General features: G+C 40.6%; 16 protein-coding genes and 10 tRNA genes. 3 read left to right on the top strand and 23 right to left on the bottom strand.

Translation table 11 applies throughout. The features are described from left to right. Positions 1-64: 64 nt before the first annotated feature. The 11 genes from ACZ5XR_RS28330 to ACZ5XR_RS28280 all read right to left on the bottom strand — a co-directional run bounded on the left by ACZ5XR_RS28330 (position 65) and on the right by ACZ5XR_RS28280 (position 1,686). A tRNA-Gly gene (locus ACZ5XR_RS28330) sits at positions 65-138 on the bottom strand. A gap of 16 nt (positions 139-154) precedes the next feature. Next, a tRNA-Pro gene (locus ACZ5XR_RS28325) sits at positions 155-231 on the bottom strand. Positions 232-240: 9 nt separating this feature from the next. Next, positions 241-317: transfer RNA gene (locus ACZ5XR_RS28320), tRNA-Arg, on the bottom strand. Between the two features lie 61 nt (positions 318-378). Beyond that, positions 379-464: transfer RNA gene (locus tag ACZ5XR_RS28315), tRNA-Leu, on the bottom strand. Positions 465-528: 64 nt separating this feature from the next. Further along, positions 529-610 (bottom strand) — tRNA-Leu (locus ACZ5XR_RS28310). Positions 611-623: 13 nt separating this feature from the next. Then, positions 624-698: transfer RNA gene (locus ACZ5XR_RS28305), tRNA-Gln, on the bottom strand. 15 nt (positions 699-713) lie between these two features. Beyond that, a tRNA-Asp gene (locus ACZ5XR_RS28300) sits at positions 714-790 on the bottom strand. Between the two features lie 54 nt (positions 791-844). Beyond that, positions 845-916, bottom strand: a tRNA-Glu gene (locus tag ACZ5XR_RS28295). A 12-nt stretch (positions 917-928) separates the two neighbouring features. Further along, positions 929-1,016: transfer RNA gene (locus ACZ5XR_RS28290), tRNA-Ser, on the bottom strand. Positions 1,017-1,019: 3 nt separating this feature from the next. After that, positions 1,020-1,094 (bottom strand) — tRNA-Asn (locus ACZ5XR_RS28285). 118 nt (positions 1,095-1,212) lie between these two features. Continuing rightward, positions 1,213-1,686 carry a SprT family protein gene (locus tag ACZ5XR_RS28280; protein WP_464499704.1) on the bottom strand — a complete coding sequence of 158 codons (474 nt, stop codon included), beginning with the start codon at positions 1,684-1,686 and terminating at the stop codon, positions 1,213-1,215. Between the two features lie 93 nt (positions 1,687-1,779). Between ACZ5XR_RS28280 and cmpA the strand changes: the two genes are divergently transcribed. Beyond that, on the top strand, positions 1,780-1,893 hold the full coding sequence (cmpA, locus tag ACZ5XR_RS28275; RefSeq protein ID WP_139311313.1) for a cortex morphogenetic protein CmpA: 114 nt from the start codon (positions 1,780-1,782) through the stop codon (positions 1,891-1,893). A gap of 21 nt (positions 1,894-1,914) precedes the next feature. Here cmpA and ACZ5XR_RS28270 read toward each other — a convergent pair whose 3' ends face one another. The 6 genes from ACZ5XR_RS28270 to acpS form a co-directional block, all read right to left on the bottom strand. After that, entirely contained in the window at positions 1,915-4,089 is a 2,175-nt protein-coding gene (locus ACZ5XR_RS28270; protein ID WP_464499703.1) for a Tex family protein, read from the bottom strand. A 169-nt stretch (positions 4,090-4,258) separates the two neighbouring features. Next, positions 4,259-4,609 carry a type II toxin-antitoxin system endoribonuclease NdoA gene (gene ndoA / locus ACZ5XR_RS28265; RefSeq protein WP_007083556.1) on the bottom strand — a complete coding sequence of 117 codons (351 nt, stop codon included), beginning with the start codon at positions 4,607-4,609 and terminating at the stop codon, positions 4,259-4,261. Between the two features lie 4 nt (positions 4,610-4,613). Next, positions 4,614-4,895 carry a CopG family ribbon-helix-helix protein gene (locus ACZ5XR_RS28260; protein WP_464499702.1) on the bottom strand — a complete coding sequence of 94 codons (282 nt, stop codon included), beginning with the start codon at positions 4,893-4,895 and terminating at the stop codon, positions 4,614-4,616. Between the two features lie 249 nt (positions 4,896-5,144). Next, complete coding sequence (gene alr / locus ACZ5XR_RS28255) at positions 5,145-6,299, bottom strand: alanine racemase (RefSeq protein WP_464499701.1); 1,155 nt, start codon at positions 6,297-6,299, stop codon at positions 5,145-5,147. Between the two features lie 119 nt (positions 6,300-6,418). Then, on the bottom strand, positions 6,419-7,432 hold the full coding sequence (locus tag ACZ5XR_RS28250) for a LolA family protein (RefSeq protein WP_464499700.1): 1,014 nt from the start codon (positions 7,430-7,432) through the stop codon (positions 6,419-6,421). Positions 7,433-7,648: 216 nt separating this feature from the next. Next, positions 7,649-7,999, bottom strand: coding sequence for a holo-ACP synthase (acpS, locus tag ACZ5XR_RS28245; protein ID WP_464499699.1), 351 nt, complete (start codon positions 7,997-7,999; stop codon positions 7,649-7,651). Positions 8,000-8,077: 78 nt separating this feature from the next. Between acpS and ACZ5XR_RS28240 the strand changes: the two genes are divergently transcribed. Beyond that, positions 8,078-8,668, top strand: a complete 591-nt coding sequence (locus ACZ5XR_RS28240) for a rhomboid family intramembrane serine protease (protein ID WP_464499698.1) — start codon at positions 8,078-8,080, stop codon at positions 8,666-8,668. Positions 8,669-8,700: 32 nt separating this feature from the next. Here ACZ5XR_RS28240 and ACZ5XR_RS28235 read toward each other — a convergent pair whose 3' ends face one another. The 5 genes from ACZ5XR_RS28235 to ACZ5XR_RS28215 form a co-directional block, all read right to left on the bottom strand. Beyond that, the gene (locus ACZ5XR_RS28235) at positions 8,701-10,188 is read right to left on the bottom strand and encodes a DEAD/DEAH box helicase (RefSeq protein WP_464499697.1); all 1,488 of its coding nucleotides are present in this window, start codon (positions 10,186-10,188) and stop codon (positions 8,701-8,703) included. A 222-nt stretch (positions 10,189-10,410) separates the two neighbouring features. Continuing rightward, complete coding sequence (locus ACZ5XR_RS28230) at positions 10,411-11,100, bottom strand: alpha/beta hydrolase (protein ID WP_464499696.1); 690 nt, start codon at positions 11,098-11,100, stop codon at positions 10,411-10,413. 19 nt (positions 11,101-11,119) lie between these two features. Beyond that, positions 11,120-12,496 carry a UDP-N-acetylmuramoyl-tripeptide--D-alanyl-D-alanine ligase gene (locus ACZ5XR_RS28225; RefSeq protein WP_464499695.1) on the bottom strand — a complete coding sequence of 459 codons (1,377 nt, stop codon included), beginning with the start codon at positions 12,494-12,496 and terminating at the stop codon, positions 11,120-11,122. Between the two features lie 156 nt (positions 12,497-12,652). Continuing rightward, the gene (locus tag ACZ5XR_RS28220) at positions 12,653-13,732 is read right to left on the bottom strand and encodes a D-alanine--D-alanine ligase (RefSeq protein ID WP_464502460.1); all 1,080 of its coding nucleotides are present in this window, start codon (positions 13,730-13,732) and stop codon (positions 12,653-12,655) included. A 154-nt stretch (positions 13,733-13,886) separates the two neighbouring features. Then, a complete protein-coding gene (locus ACZ5XR_RS28215; RefSeq protein ID WP_464499694.1) occupies positions 13,887-14,663 on the bottom strand; it encodes a hypothetical protein in 777 nt (258 codons plus the stop codon). A gap of 437 nt (positions 14,664-15,100) precedes the next feature. On the opposite strand from ACZ5XR_RS28215, the gene uptA reads away from it, so the two are divergent. Further along, on the top strand, positions 15,101-15,694 hold the full coding sequence (gene uptA, locus ACZ5XR_RS28210; protein ID WP_464499693.1) for an undecaprenyl phosphate transporter UptA: 594 nt from the start codon (positions 15,101-15,103) through the stop codon (positions 15,692-15,694). A 15-nt stretch (positions 15,695-15,709) separates the two neighbouring features. Here the strand turns inward: uptA and ACZ5XR_RS28205 are convergent, their stop codons facing one another. After that, positions 15,710-16,033, bottom strand: a complete 324-nt coding sequence (locus tag ACZ5XR_RS28205; RefSeq protein ID WP_464499692.1) for a hypothetical protein — start codon at positions 16,031-16,033, stop codon at positions 15,710-15,712. Positions 16,034-16,048: the final 15 nt, after the last annotated feature.

Below are 16,048 nucleotides of genomic sequence, written 5' to 3'. Positions count from 1 at the left end.
GATTAAGAAACGAATGTTATTGTTTGTTTACACGTCTTGTTTGTTTAGTTTTCAAAGAACAAATTGGAGCGGGTGATGGGAATCGAACCCACTACATCAGCTTGGAAGGCTGAGGTTTTACCAGTAAACTACACCCGCATATAAAAAATTCAAATGGTCGGGAAGACAGGATTCGAACCTGCGACCCCTTGGTCCCAAACCAAGTGCTCTACCAAGCTGAGCTACTTCCCGTTAATATAATGGCGCGCCCGAAAGGAGTCGAACCCATAACCTTCTGATCCGTAGTCAGACGCTCTATCCAATTGAGCTACGGGCGCATTATTTTAAAATCAACTTTTATATCTTATCAAAACCTCTAAAGTTTGTCAACATATTTTTTGGTGCGGCCGAGAGGACTTGAACCTCCACGGGGTTGCCCCCACTAGGCCCTCAACCTAGCGCGTCTGCCATTCCGCCACGACCGCATTTAAATTAGCGACAAAAATTATCATAACACACATTCAACTCTGAATCAAGAGGAATTTGTGATGCGGGTGAAGGGAGTCGAACCCCCACGCCTTGCGGCGCCAGATCCTAAGTCTGGTGCGTCTGCCAATTCCGCCACACCCGCATATTAAATTAAATGGCTGGGCTAGCTGGATTTGAACCAACGCATGTCGCAGTCAAAGTGCGATGCCTTACCGCTTGGCTATAGCCCAATATTATTATGAAAATGGCGGTCTGGACGGGACTCGAACCCGCGACCTCCTGCGTGACAGGCAGGCATTCTAACCAACTGAACTACCAGACCGAAAAAATTAATTAAGAAACGGGAAATGACTTTTTGTCTATCCCCCATTCCTGATGACCCCTACGGGATTCGAACCCGTGTTACCGCCGTGAAAGGGCGGTGTCTTAACCGCTTGACCAAGGGGCCAAAAAAACAAAACAGAGAAGAAGGGATTCGAACCCTCGCGCCGCTTACGCGACCTACACCCTTAGCAGGGGCGCCCCTTGAGCCACTTGGGTACTTCTCTATATGGCTCCGCAGGTAGGACTCGAACCTACGACCGATCGGTTAACAGCCGATAGCTCTACCACTGAGCTACTGCGGAATAATAAAAAAATTTTAATATAACAAGGCTTTTGCCTTGCTGACTCTTTACATTATAATGACGATATAATATAAAGTCAATATTATTTTTTCATAAAATTATCTTCCAAAATTTGAGTTTACTCAATGATTAATTCTTTAATTTTCTTCAATTTCCCTCTGCATTTCCCGCAGACATACCTGCTTGTATCAATATTTCTTTTCCTTTTGTATTGAAGATGGCATTTTGAACACTCAAACAAAATAATTTTTCTAGAAAAACGTTTATGGTTTGACTCCGGCAGACGACTACAATATCTTGGTGCCCCCGTCCTTTTTAATAGCGCTTTAAACTCTAGGTCGCGATGCTGGTAGCCTCTTCCTTCGAGATGGAGATGATAATGGCAAAGCTCATGCTTAATGATACCGATTAATTCATTCATCCCAAATTGGTCCAGATACTTTTTATTAATTTCAATATTATGGGTAGCTAAAAGATATCTTCCTCCTGTCGAACGGAGTTTGGAATTAAAAGAAGCCTTGTGTTTAAAGGGTTTATTAAATGATTCCAATGAAACGGTTTCAACTAATTTTTGCAACTCAAACTCCTCCATTTTTTTCTCCACTCCTTTCCATACGAACATGACAACCTATTATAGCATATATTGTAGATACCATTAATGATGTACTTTTCGGGAGGTTTGACTATGCCGACTTGGTTTCAAAACCAAATGAAAAGAGCCTTTTATGAGAAAGATCGCTACCAAATCAAACTTTTAAACCAATGCTGGTTTTTTTACAGAAAAAAACACTGCTCCTAAAAGCAGTGTTTTCGCTTTACTTTATTCACCTGGCGCAAGCATCGTCAGTGCGACACGTCCTTTGTTCATATCAACTGAATCCACCCACACGGTAACGACATCACCGACTGAGACGATGTTTAATGGGTGTTTGACGAAGCGATTGCTTAGTTTTGATATATGCACAAGCCCATCTTGTTTGACACCGATATCAACAAAGGCACCAAAGTCTACCACGTTTCTGACAGTACCTTGAAGCTCCATTCCTGCTTTTAAGTCTTCAAGCTTTAAAACATCTTTTTTCAAAAGCGGACGCGGCAGATCATCGCGCGGGTCTCTTTCAGGACGCACAAGGGCATCAATAATATCCTTTAAGGTTAATTCACCAATGGTCAGTTCTTCAGAAACAGCCTTTAGGTTAAGACCATTCAGCGCCTCTCTCAACTGATCTGACCCTAAATCTTCCGTTCCAAATCCAAGCTTCACCAATAATTTTTTCACTTCATCATAATTTTCCGGATGAATTCCTGTCCGGTCCAGCGGTTGTTTTCCATCTAAGACTCTTAAGAAACCAATCGCTTGTTCATAGGTTTTTGCACCAAGCCTTGGGACTTTCTTAAGTTGAACCCTGCTTGTAAACTTCCCTTCCTCTTCTCGTTTCTTCACAATATTATTCGCTGCTGTTTTTGTAAGGCCCGCTACATATTGAAGCAGCGAGGAAGAGGCTGTATTGACATTTACACCCACTCGGTTAACAGCCGTTTCTACCACAAAGTGCAAGGATTCAGAAAGCCTCTTTTGTGATACATCGTGCTGATATTGACCAACTCCAACTGATTTCGGATCAATTTTCACCAATTCTGCGAGCGGGTCTTGAAGGCGGCGAGCAATAGATACCGCACTTCTTTCTTCCACTTGAAAATTCGGAAACTCTTCTCTCGCAAGGTCAGAGGCAGAATAAACACTTGCTCCTGCTTCATTGACGATTAAGTAAAAAATTTCTTCATCCATTTCTTTCAGAATATCGGCGACAAATTGCTCCGTTTCCCTTGAGGCAGTTCCATTTCCGATTGCCGCCATCTCCACCTTATATTCACGCAGGATTTTAATAAATTTCTCCCGTGCTTCCTTTGTTTTATTTACTGGCGGGTGCGGATAGATGACATCAATTTTTAACACCTTACCTGTTTCATCGACTACCGCTAATTTACAGCCGGTCCGGTAGGCAGGATCGACACCGATGACCACCTTTCCTTTTAGTGGCGGCTGCAAGAGTAAATTCCGGAGATTCTCTGAAAATATATGTATGGCTTGTTCTTCTGCCTTCTCTGTCAGTTCACTGCGTATTTCTCGTTCAATCGATGGCTGAATTAGGCGTTTGTAGCTATCTTCTATTGCTTCCAAGACGACAGGAGCTGCCTGTGAATGCTGATTTCGAATCCACTTTTTCGAAAGGTAGGACAGAATTAAATCAACATTCATTTTAATCGCTACCCTTAGAATTTCTTCCTTTTCGCCGCGATTTAAGGCTAGAATTCGGTGCGGCACTATTTTGTTGGCCGGTTCTTCATATTCATAATACATTTCATAGACCTTTTTTTCGTCTTTATCTTCTTCCTTCACGGAAGAACCAATCATTCCGGATTTAAAGGTTTCTTTTCGAATCCATTTGCGGCCTTCTGCATCATCTGAAACCCATTCCGCAATAATATCCTTGGCCCCTGAAAGGGCATCCTCAATGGTCAGAACTTCTTTTTCTTCAGATAAAAATTCTTTTGCCTTTTCTGAGATGCTTTCATTTGAGAAAGTCATGAGCCATTCTGCCAATGGTTCAAGCCCTTTTTCCTTTGCAACAGTCGCTTTTGTCCGTCGTTTCTGCTTATAAGGTCTATATAAATCTTCCACCTCTTGAAGCTTTTCCGCTTTCGAAATACTTCCATTCAATTCATCTGTTAATTTCCCTTGCTCGGCTATGATCCGGAGAACTTCTTCTTTTCGTTGTTCAAGGTTCTGAATATATTGCCAGCGCTCTAAGACGTTCCGAATTTGAACTTCATCCAAAGCACCGGTCATTTCCTTCCGGTAACGGGCAATAAAGGGAACCGTATTGCCTTCATTCATTAAATTAATAACGCTTTTTACTTGTTTTTGGGAAATTGCTTGCTCAGCGGCAATTTTACTGAATACTTGTTCGTCTTTCACAATTGTTTCAACCACTCCATCATCCTCCAATTCATTTCTTTTTATTGTAACAAAAAAGATAGCATGACTTAAATTTTAACAAAAAAATAGCAAGCTGGGCAGCTTGCTAAAGGAGCAGAAATAAATATATGAGAACAGTGTGTATGTATGAAAAAACGCTCTATAAAAAGAGCGTACTCTGGTGCTAAAATTCGATGAGACCTAAGCTAACTTGCAAGGCTTCATCCACTTTTTCCATCATTTCGTCATCGAGATGGGTAATTTTATCGGTTAACCGCTGCTTATCAATTGTACGAATCTGTTCTAACAGAATGACCGAGTCTCGTTCAAAACCGTAGCGCTTCGCATCAATTTCTACATGAGTAGGAAGCTTCGCTTTTTGAATTTGAGCTGTAATCGCTGCAACAATAACTGTGGGACTAAACCGATTCCCGATGTCGTTTTGGATGACAAGTACAGGACGGACGCCGCCTTGTTCAGAACCAACAACTGGGGATAGGTCCGCGAAATATACGTCACCACGCTTGACAATCAAAGGATTATCCTCCGCTAACAAGACGTTCTACAGTGTGTTCTGCCTCATATTCTGCTTGGAATGCTTCTGATGCAATCTTTAAATTAATCATCGCCATTTCCATGTACCCACGTCTCATGGCTTCGCGAATTTGTCTCTTTTTTCGTTCGCGTAAATACATCTTTGTAGCTTGATAAATAAATTCGCTACGATTAACATTTTCTTGCTTCACAAAACCATCTAACTCGGTTAAAAGATGTTGCGGTAATTTCACTAAGATTTCCGTAGTTGCGCCGGATTCAGACACAAACATACACCTCCACCATCACTACACACCATTTTTTATCTGTACCATATTTAATAATAACACTAATCCATTCAAATGCATAGACTAATTATAATACTACTGTATTATAAGCCAAGAATGAATGGTTTTATGCACAAACATCCGCAATATCAAAAATATGTTTGAATTTCTTTCTTCATTCACCTTTTTTTAGGCTCTTTTAACTTAGTTGTTGATTTCCGATCCGTGCGATCGCTAACACAGCTTTCTTTAAAGAAGGGGGTTTTTTATGTCCACTATTTTTCCTTCTTTTTGATAGAGCCGGGGAACACGTGAGGCAATAAGGCATGGAATTTCATAATTGATCGTCTCGAGCTTTCCGGCTATTTCATTGATGGATATTGTCTGCCCATCCTGCTGACCAATCAAAGTAACAATGGTTCCGATTGGCAGAGCGCAGGGAAGCTTGATCATACATTGATCCATACATACTCTTCCGACAATAGGTGCACGCTCGCCTCCCACAAGTACCTCCTGCCCCGAAAGCTTGCGGATCCAGCCATCAGCATAGCCAATCGGAATGGTCCCGATCCATTCGTCGCCACTCGCTTCATACGTCGCGCCATAGCTGACTTTATCGCCTTTTTGAAGCTGTTTTACATGGACAAGCCTTGTGCGCAATGAAAAAGCTTCGTGTAAAGCAAACGGCAGCTCCTGTTCCATTTCAAGGGAGGGGGTCAGGCCGTACATGGCAATACCGATCCTTACTGCATTATAATAGGCGCCCGGGAAGCGTAAGGCAGCCGCACTATTGCTGCAGTGAATGTATCTTGGACGTGTTTTTAGGATGCTGATCATTTCTTGAAATTTTACTAATTGACTTTGAAAATATTTTTGCTCCAATTCATCTGCAGTTGCAAAATGAGTATAAATCCCTTCAAGAACAAATCGCTCATCCCCGCCAATTAAGGCTTCCATTTCCGCTAAGTCTTCCTTATTGCGAATGCCAATTCTCCCCATACCGGTATCGAGTTTCAGATGAACGGTAAGCTTTTCATTCTTTTCTAAGATTGCTTTCGCTTCGTAGAGCCATTCCTTTTGAAAGACCGTCAAGGTAATTTCATATCTGGAGGCTACTTGAACATCTCCCGGCCGGGAAGCGCCCAACACAAGGATAGGGGCTTTAATTCCTTTTTCTCGTAAGGCAATCGCCTCATCCATGAAGGCAACTGCCAAATAAGAGGCGCCTGCCTCTAATGCCGATCTTGCAATTTGTACATCACCGTGTCCATATGCATTGGCTTTTACGACAGCAATAATATCGACTTGTTTCGGTAATATCTTTTTAAAGGAGAGGATATTTTCTGAAATATGATCCAGGTTTATTTCAGCCCATGTATCTCTGTAAAAGCCCTTCTCTTCCATTTTTACACTTCCTAATGATTTTATATTTATATTATTTTAACATAAACAGAAAGGAACTTCTTTATTTGAGTTTGTTAACGGAAAAGAGGCTATCCCTAGGACAGCCTCTAAAAAATTATTTACTTAACAGAATCACCTTGGACCGATTGTGCCACTTCTACCAGTTGATTTTTGGTTAGGTTTTTCGAAGCAATCATGTAATCAACCCCGCCCTCAGACCAGGTAATCGAGTGGTCTGTAACGGCGCCAATGGTTACTCCCAAATCCACCAAGTCTCCATCCACATAGGTTGGAGTGGCTAATGCTTCTTTAACCGATACTTTTTCTTCGACAAGGGTGTAAGACTTTTTCCCATCATAGGTTAGAACAACACGTTTTCCATCTTCAATTCCTACGTCATCTTCCTTAATGAGCTTTGTACCTGGAATCTGAGCTGTCGGGTATTTAACTGTAAAGGAATCGTCAGCAGGCTTCGCCATTGCAGGAAGACCGACCTGGGCACGTGTCATATTCTTCTGCATATCGAAGTCATCCTTGTTAAAGCTGGCATTAAATTTAACCTTGTCAAACTCAACAGTGACAAGTGCATTGCGATCCGGGTCCATCACCTTAACAACCGCTGGTGAAAGGTCACTTTTGTTGAGCTTGATTTCTTGGTATGGTAGCATGCTGTTATTTTGATAGCGTGTTTTCGTTTCGAATACATAATAATCCTTTGTGGTCGAGAATTTTGCATTTTTATCCGAAATGATATCTTGAATCAATGATTCATATAAATAGGCCTGACTGCTATTTTTCGGCCAATCACTTTGGAATTTAAAGCTCTTATTTAATGCCGGAGTAAGAACAAATACCCCTTCATTATTCCGTAAAATCATCTGACTTTGATCTCTTTCAGTATTCTTTAAATTAACCCGGTAGAACGTTGGGTCTTTATGCCAAATTTCCACGTTATAAACCTGGGAATCTGTCCCCATTTTTAACGTCATTTTGGCATTAACTTTGTAGCCCTTTAGATCGCCAAGCTTATTATTTAATGCTTTCACAACATCCTCTTGTGACTTAGAACCACAGGCAGCCAGTAAAAAAATGACCATAAGCCCCGAAATGATCAGCCATAACTTTTTCTTCATTCATTCAACCCCTTCTTGTCTCATTTCTTTATGATTATAAGAAGAGAAAGGCAGGGAGATGATCTACAAACTTCTTGTTCGACACTGAAGTAAACAAGCAAATTTGTTTCCCAAAATGCTCATAGCTGACCTTGTCTCTCCTAATTCACTATGAATATATGAGACAACCTTTTGGAATATGCTAAGAGGTGAGCCAGGCTGTATTAATTTCTGAATTTATCTGTCCTCGATAATAACTTGGGCAACGGCATAATCGCGGCTGTGGGAGATGGACAAATGAGCAAATACCTCCGGTTTCGCAATATACGGCTTTCCTAAATCATCCGTATTGATTTCAATATCTAAAAACGAAAGCTCCTTCCCAATTCCGGTGCCATATGCCTTTGAAAATGCCTCTTTCGCTGCAAACCTGCCCGCTAAAAATTCCACCTGCCTTTTTCTTGAAAGCACCTCAAATGTTTGCTTTTCCTCAGATGTTAAAATTCGATCGATCAGCTTCATTTGCCTGTTAAATAAATCCTGTACCCGCGATAATTCTATAATGTCAATCCCAATTCCTTTTATCATGCGTTTAGTTCCCTTCTAATTAGTTTACTAATTGCATAGAGTGTACAAATTCGAATTTGAACTCTCTGGGGGCTTTTCATGTTTACTAGAACCGAAAGTTTTCGTCACTTTCTCCGTATGTATCCGATTGTTTCTATTATTATTGCCATTCATATAACTTTATTTCTTGTAACTTCCCTGCCGATTTTTCCAAACTTCTGGTTTTTTGAAACCTTTTCAGGAGTAAATTTATATATTTCCCAAGGGGAGATTTGGCGGTTAATTACCCCAATGTTCATGCATAGCGGTTTTTCTCATATGTTTTTTAATAGCATTTCACTAATGCTCTTGGGACCGGCACTTGAAAGCATGGTTGGCAGCGGAAAATTTTTATTGATTTATTTATTGTCAGGTTTAATTTCAAATCTTGGCACGTTAGCCATTGAACCGCTTTCCTATACCCATGTTGGTTCAAGCGGTGCCATCTTTGGGCTTTTCGGCTTTTATCTTGCAATCATAAAATTCCAAAAGAATTGGCTGTCCCGACAAAATTCACAGATTATCATTACCCTTTGTGCTGTCAGTTTGATTATGACATTCTTACAGGAAAATATAAATATTTCAGCCCACCTAATTGGTTTACTCGGAGGATTTCTCCTTGGTGCTATTCCATTTTTTCGAAGGCATTAGAAAAAGCATAGACTCGCGTCTATGCTTTTTTATTAATGATTATAGCTTCTAGGCTTTGCTTTGCCACCGGTTCTTTTCTCACCATTTCTAGGCTTTAGCGGTGCCTTTTTTCGGCTTCGGTCAGAGTTGTAAGACCTAGAATCGTCTCTTCTTCTGCGGTCGCGATCGGCCGGTTTTCTGTCCCGCTTTTGCGGAAGAGGGGACTCTTCAGTAAGCTTAACTGGTGTTGTATCAGGTTCTTTTGTCAGCATTTTTAATACGGCTGCAACAACTGTTGTCGCATCGTTTGCTTCAAGCAATTCGTCTGCTGCTGCTTTGTAGTAATGAAGATTATTTGATTCAATGGTTTGGGCAATCTTATCGACAACAGCACGTTGTTGGCCTTCCAACGCTTCATCAAGTGTCGGTGCTTTCATTCTTTCCATCTTACGCTTCGTTGTTTTTTCTACAACAAACAAGTAAGATTTTTCCCTTGGGGTAATGAATGTCATCGCCACACCTGTTTTCCCTGCACGACCAGTACGGCCGATCCGGTGAACATAGCTTTCTGGATCCTGCGGAATATCAAAGTTATAGACATGTGTTACGCCTGAAATATCCAATCCTCTTGCTGCTACATCTGTTGCAACAAGAACATCGATAGTACCTTCTTTAAACTTACGAAGAACAGAAAGACGCTTTGCCTGGCTTAAATCACCATGAATGCCTTCTGCAGTATATCCTCTAAGATTTAACGCTTCCGCTAATTCATCAACGCGGCGTTTTGTACGACCAAAAACAATCGCTAATTCCGGTGATTGAATATCCAAAAGTCTTGTTAACACATCAAATTTATTTTTTTCTTGGACTTCTAAATAATATTGTTCAATGGAAGGAACGGTCATTTCCTTTGTCTTCACACGAACAATCTGTGGGTCCTTCATAAACTTTTCAGCCATTCTTTGAATTGGCGCTGGCATTGTTGCTGAGAATAGTAAGGTTTGTCGTTCTGCTGGTGTTGATGCAAGAATCGATTCAATGTCTTCAATGAATCCCATGTTCAACATTTCGTCTGCTTCATCAAGAATAACCGTATTGACAGTATCAAGCCGCATGGTTTTTCTGTTAATATGATCTAATACACGACCTGGTGTACCAACAATAATATGTGGAGCTTTCTTTAATGAGCGAATTTGGCGGCCGATATCCTGACCTCCATAAATTGGAAGGACACGAACTCGTTTTCCGGATCCAATTTTATAAAGCTCTTCCGAAACTTGAATCGCCAGTTCACGAGTAGGCGCAATAATAATCCCTTGGATTGCCTCTACACTCGTATCAATTTTTTCAACCAATGGAATTCCAAACGCAGCAGTTTTCCCTGTTCCTGTTTGAGCCTGCCCGATCAAATCTATATTTTTCAAACCCAATGGAATCGTCTCTGCCTGGATTGGTGTTGCTTCCTCAAAACCCATTTTGAGTACAGCTTTTAAAGTGGCCTGACTCAGACCTAATTCTTCAAACTTTGTCAATGTTTTCATTCTCCTTCATCTATTTGAAAATATTTTATGTGCTGAATATTTTCTCCCGATACGCATCAAAATGCCGTAATTAGGTAACAAGTTTATTTTACCAAAAAAAAGACATTCCTCCAAAGGAGTATGCCCTAATTTCATCGTTCTTTAGACACGTTGATGATAATTCTACCACTATTAATAGTTTAATGCAATAAAGGACAGTTGGTAACAGCTCCCAAGCAAACATTACCGCTCCTTTAAAAAATCAAGCACATGAGAAAATAGGGCCTCTTTTTCCTCACAGTGACATATATGATGTTTTGAATCTTTAATAAAGGTGATCTTTTTATGTTTTGCACCAATGGTCCGATATAAGTATTCAGCACTTTTTGGGGGAACAATTCCGTCACACTCTCCCTGTGCAATCAATGTGGGCACTTCTATTTGAGGTAGAAATGGTTTTATAAAGGAGACAAGCCGGCGAAATTGTAGGGTAGCTGTAATTGGTGTTTCTTTTATTTTTCTTAAATAGCGCTGAAATAATTCATTATCAGCTAAGTTTCCTCGAAATGAATCCAGCACGAAACTCTTTAATTCTGCAGCCATTTGGCGGAGATTAAGGTAATAGGCAGCTGCGCTGAGCAAAACCAGCTTGTCCACAGGATATTTTGCTGCAAGAAAACTTGCAATCAGCCCTCCCATTGAAAACCCAATCACATAAACCGCATCACATGTCTGCATGAGTTTCTGCAACTCAGCTTCAGCATGATCAATCCATTCCTGGTAACCAATACCTTGCAACGAAAGAGTCTCACCATGGCCCGGGAGGGTTGGCACACTGAATTTCCAGTCAGTTCGTTCCGACAAATATTCCACCAGTGGTTCAACCTCATACGGAGCCCCGGTAAAACCATGAATACATAAGCAGCCAATCATATCTATCACCTGCTAACTACTACTTTTGTAAGGAAGTAACGATTTCCTCTAACTTCATTCCCCGTGAAGCTTTAACGAGAACAAGTGTATTCTCATCAACATGCTCGATTAATTCTTGTAGTAATGTTTGTTTATTTTTAAAAGACAACACGTTCTTATCCCCTAAAACAGGACGGGCTCCGGCAGCTATATGTTCCCCTAATGAACCATAAGTAAACAATAAATCAATTTTATCAGGGTCCAAACCTTTACCAATCTGAAAATGATATTGTTCCTCCTGCGGTCCAAGCTCTAGCATATCGCCAAGTACGAGGATTCTCCGTTCATAGCCTTGGAGATTTGACACCAATTCGATTGCCGCCATCATCGAGGTTGGGCTGGCATTATAAGCATCGTTGATAATTTTTTCCCCTCGGCTTCCCTCGACAAGCTCCATACGCATATTTGTGAGCTTAATACCCGCAAAACCGCTATTCATTTTTTCAAACGGAATCGAAAAATGCTTGGCAATTAACATTGCAGCAAGTGCATTTAAGATATTGTGGGTTCCCAAAACCGGGAGCTCAAAACTTTCGCTTGAAGTATTAATCTTAAAACGGTTTCCTTGCTTCAATTGGGTAATCTCTGTTGGAAATAAATCATTCGTATCGTTTCTTCCAAAAGTTTGAAGTTGAATATTTCCTTTATGCTGTTGGATCCGTTCCATCAATAAAGGCTCATCACCATTCAATACGGCAAGGCCGCCGTTTTTTAGCCCCTGCAAAATCTCCATTTTCGCTTCGGCGATTCCTTCTCTTGATCCAAGGTCAAGTAAATGTGATTCTCCAATATTCGTGATGACAACTGCATCAGGGCAGGCCAGCTTGGTGAGAAATTCAATTTCCCCTCTGCCGCTCATCCCCATTTCTAAAACCGCAATCTCCGTATCCTCTTCTAAGCCTAATACCGTTAGCGGGAGACCAATCTGGTTATTATAATTTCCTTCTGTTTTTTGAATTTTATATTGGGTAGATAATAATCCCGCTGTCAAATCTTTCGTGGTGGTTTTCCCATTGCTTCCAGTGATGCCGACTACCTTAACGTCCAGCTCTTCCCGATACTTTCTTGCCAATTCCTGTAATGCAGTTAAACAATCATCAACGATTAGGATAGGCAAATCGGCAGGTGGATTGGGAACATCACGTTGCCAAAGAGCAGCGGCAGCCCCTTTTCGAATTGATTCTTCCACATATTTATGTCCGTCAGCATGCTCTCCTTTAAAAGGGACAAATAAATTGCCTGCTTCTATCTTTCGAGAATCAATCACCACTCCTTCAATAATTGTCTCGGCAAAGGGAGCAATGTCATTTGTTGCTGAAACCATTTCAGCAATTTGCGATAACGACCTTTTAATCATTATGATCCTCCTTTTTTATAAAAGCGCAAGCGCCCCGTTTAGCGAAGTACATTAGTCGCTGGGCGCTGGAGCTAGACAGTAATCTAAGTTCAAAATTTTATACTTTGTTTACTATTAAAAAAATGACACGGCACATCCGCCGTGTCACCGTTAATTTTAAAAAGTATATTTTATTTGTTGTTTTTCGGCATGTCTTTCTTTAGCTAAATCAACAAGGCGCTCAATTAATTGTGGATATTCCACTCCGGTGTGCTTCCAGAGAAGCGGGAACATACTAAACGGTGTAAAGCCAGGCATGGTATTTACTTCATTGATTAATGCCTTGCCATCCTTTGTTAAGAAGAAATCCGCCCGAACAAGGCCTGAACAATCCAATGCTTTAAATGCCTGAATGGCCATTTCTTTAATCTGCAGATATTCTTCCTCCGTAATATCGGCAGGAATGATCAATGCGGTATCACCGTCTTCATATTTTGCTTTATAATCATAAAAATCCTTTTTCGGAACGATTTCACCTGCAACCGAGCAGGCAGGGTCATCATTGCCAAGAACGCCCACTTCGATTTCCCGCGCCACAACCCCCTCTTCAATAATCACCTTGCGATCAAATTGAAAGGCTTCTGCGAACGCCGTTTCCAGCTCTTCGCGATTTTTACATTTGCTAATCCCAACACTTGAACCGAGATTGGCCGGTTTCACAAAACAAGGGAAGCCAAGCGCCTCCTCCACCTTTGCATACACGGCTTTTTTGTCCTTCTGCCATGCGCTTTTGATAAAAGCAACATAGTTGACTTGGGCAAGCCCGGCTTGAGCAAAGACATTTTTCATCATCACTTTATCCATACCGGCTGCTGAAGCCAAAACCCCGTTTCCTACATACGGAAGGTTTAACAGCTCTAATAACCCCTGCACCGTTCCATCTTCACCATTCGGACCATGCAGAAGCGGGAATATTACGTTAAGCGGTTCTTGTTCTTGTTCCTCGGATCGGAAAGCAGTCGGTGCTAAAGCTAATGGTGAAATCGGATTGCCTTCGGAAAATTCCAAGGCTTTCACGTTTTCAACCGGCCCATCAAGCTGCGGCCCTTTGATCCATTGACCCTCTGTATTTATGTAAATAGGATGAACTTCAAATTTTTCATGATCAACCGCGCGGATAACTGCAAGTGCGGTCTGCAGAGAAACTTGATGTTCAGCGGATTTGCCACCATATAATAAACCAAGTTTTGTTTTCATCATAATCCTCCATATCTATTCTTGGTATTATTTTAACACTTTATGATTAAGAGCGGGAATGAAGTGATCTGTTTTCACTTTTATTTTATGATATAGACAGCTTGCTTCAAAACACGATAACACAGGAAAATCTCTCCATTCAACAGGAGAGATTTTAAATAACGTTCATTTTCCATTCTTTTGTTTTTTTATCAAAAATGAGCTTCGCATGACAGTCCTTATGGGCAAGTTGTTCATATTCTTCATACATATCGTCCATATTGGCATAATCCCCGATCACCCAAATCGGAAGTTCGATTCTGCCGCGTTGATGATCCGCGTCTTTTAATGAAATACAAATCCCTTCTTTAATAAAGGGTGTTAAGGAAAGAAGGATTTCTTTATTAATGGGCGGATAGGAGCGCTTCTTCCGTATCCCCAAGATTGATTTTTCAAGTTTTAAAGTTCCTAATTTGCCCGCTATGGCCACACTAAGTAAATGGAAAAAATCTTTAAAACTCCGGTAATAGGTTTTATTAAACCAGCCATCATCATGAGCCAGGTATACAAAGCGATTTCCCAATTTATTATAAAAAGGAATTTTCAAATGCTGCTTCAGATGGCCCAAATACAATAATTCTGCGATTTCCTGGCCTGAGAGCTCATTCAATACCTCTTCCTCAATAAAATCAATCCAGCAAAAATCTCCGTACCCATAAACATCTTCCGCTGCTAATCTTGGTACTCGATCTTCCGGACAATATTCAAGGCCTGTATGCATATTAAAATCAGTATCATCAAAGCGGTGCTTTAGTAAAAGCAATTGATTTAATGAACCTGAAAAAGCAGCAGCAAACTCATCGAATTCGATGCCGTAGGACATTACATACTGATCTGTTTGATTTAAATGAACATAAATAAGATCGCGTATGTCTTGATGGTGCTTTTTCAAAGCCAAACTCCTCCGATCAGTTATCAAAAATACCACTTATTGTAAATACAGCTTCGGCTTGAAACTGCTATATCTCCTTAATCCTTATTCATTTTAACAGAGAATAGGTCAAATAGCTCATTTCAATTCTTTTACAATTTTAAAGCTTTAATTAGCAGGATTGCAAATTATTATAAGAAAAAACATCAATTTTAAAAAACTTGTGTTTCTTTGTAATTAATAAAAACTTAATCTTTATAAATGGGATATTTATTTCATTATTTTACAAATTGTAATAAACTTAGAAAGCGGAAGCGCCTTGGTAAGCCCCGAAAAGCGCTGGAGGGCCTGACGGTGAAGTCGTTCTTTGACTTCATTGGCAGGACCAGAGCGACTCGAGGGGCTAGGCGCTGGAGCTAGACTAATAAAAGCTAAAAAAACTCATGTGTAGGTGAACTATGACGGACATCATTTATTCGATATTAACGTTTTTATCCCATTTAGGATATCTCGGTATTGCCTTAGGTTTAATGGTTGAGGTTATTCCAAGTGAAATTGTTTTAGGCTATGGCGGTTATATGATTTCGCAAGGTCATGTCAATTTTATCGGGGCGCTTATTGCAGGGACAATTGGCGGGACGATTGCTCAATTGTTTCTCTATTGGGCAGGCTATTATGGCGGCCGTCCGTTTTTAGGAAAATACGGCAAATATATCTTTCTTAAACAGAGCCATATTGACCTTTCTGAACATTGGTTTGAAAAATATGGTGCTGGAGTTGTATTCTTCGCCCGCTTCATTCCTGTTGTAAGGCAAGCTATCTCTATTCCAGCTGGTATCGCCAAAATGTCCATCAGTAAATTTACGCTTTACACAGTGGCAGCTACGATTCCATGGTGTATTTTATTCCTTTACTTGGGACAAGTGCTCGGGAAAAATTGGTCAAATGTAAAAGAATACGCCCATCAATATACGCTTCCACTGATCATCGCGGCTCTTGTATTAAGTGCTATTTACTTTTTAATCAAAAAAACGAAGAAAACCACCGATTGATGGTGGTTTTCTTCGTTAAGTTATTTTCTCCTTCGAAAACTTCCTTTGCGCCCAGGCATCAAGCCTTTTCACATGACCTTTTCCGATCGTAAATCCATAGATAATCAGCAATACAATGATTAATGTAAACTGATCGATTTTCTTCGTCGCAATAAAATTAAGGATCCCCATCAATACTTGAGGAATGACCCCAGTTAACGCAAACAAAACAGTGGCCACCCGAAACCAAAGCTTGGACTGCAGACCATATCGTGCATACAGCAGGAAGAATGTAGAAGACCAGGCCAGCACTTCAAGACTCGCTAATATAAGCCACTTATTCGAAAGCAAAAAATCCATTTTAATACTCCCTTC

The sequence above is a fragment of the Neobacillus sp. Fa239 genome, assembly GCF_055395235.1.
The sequence above is the reverse complement of the archived record's forward strand: the minus strand, read 5'-3'. Positions and strand labels throughout refer to the sequence as shown.

What these genes read in the sequence shown, in the direction of transcription:
- ACZ5XR_RS28225 (WP_464499695.1), bottom strand. Translation starts at nt 12,496, where the DNA reads ATGATTAAAAGGTCGTTATCGCAAATTGCTGAAATGGTTTCAGCAACA.
- alr (WP_464499701.1), bottom strand. Translation starts at nt 6,299, where the DNA reads ATGGAAGAGAAGGGCTTTTACAGAGATACATGGGCTGAAATAAACCTG.
- ACZ5XR_RS28280 (WP_464499704.1), bottom strand. Translation starts at nt 1,686, where the DNA reads ATGGAGGAGTTTGAGTTGCAAAAATTAGTTGAAACCGTTTCATTGGAA.
- uptA (WP_464499693.1), top strand. Translation starts at nt 15,101, where the DNA reads ATGACGGACATCATTTATTCGATATTAACGTTTTTATCCCATTTAGGA.
- acpS (WP_464499699.1), bottom strand. Translation starts at nt 7,999, where the DNA reads ATGATAAAAGGAATTGGGATTGACATTATAGAATTATCGCGGGTACAG.
- ACZ5XR_RS28230 (WP_464499696.1), bottom strand. Translation starts at nt 11,100, where the DNA reads ATGATTGGCTGCTTATGTATTCATGGTTTTACCGGGGCTCCGTATGAG.
- cmpA (WP_139311313.1), top strand. Translation starts at nt 1,780, where the DNA reads ATGCCGACTTGGTTTCAAAACCAAATGAAAAGAGCCTTTTATGAGAAA.
- ACZ5XR_RS28220 (WP_464502460.1), bottom strand. Translation starts at nt 13,732, where the DNA reads ATGAAAACAAAACTTGGTTTATTATATGGTGGCAAATCCGCTGAACAT.
- ACZ5XR_RS28235 (WP_464499697.1), bottom strand. Translation starts at nt 10,188, where the DNA reads ATGAAAACATTGACAAAGTTTGAAGAATTAGGTCTGAGTCAGGCCACT.
- ACZ5XR_RS28240 (WP_464499698.1), top strand. Translation starts at nt 8,078, where the DNA reads ATGTTTACTAGAACCGAAAGTTTTCGTCACTTTCTCCGTATGTATCCG.
- ACZ5XR_RS28205 (WP_464499692.1), bottom strand. Translation starts at nt 16,033, where the DNA reads ATGGATTTTTTGCTTTCGAATAAGTGGCTTATATTAGCGAGTCTTGAA.
- ACZ5XR_RS28250 (WP_464499700.1), bottom strand. Translation starts at nt 7,432, where the DNA reads ATGAAGAAAAAGTTATGGCTGATCATTTCGGGGCTTATGGTCATTTTT.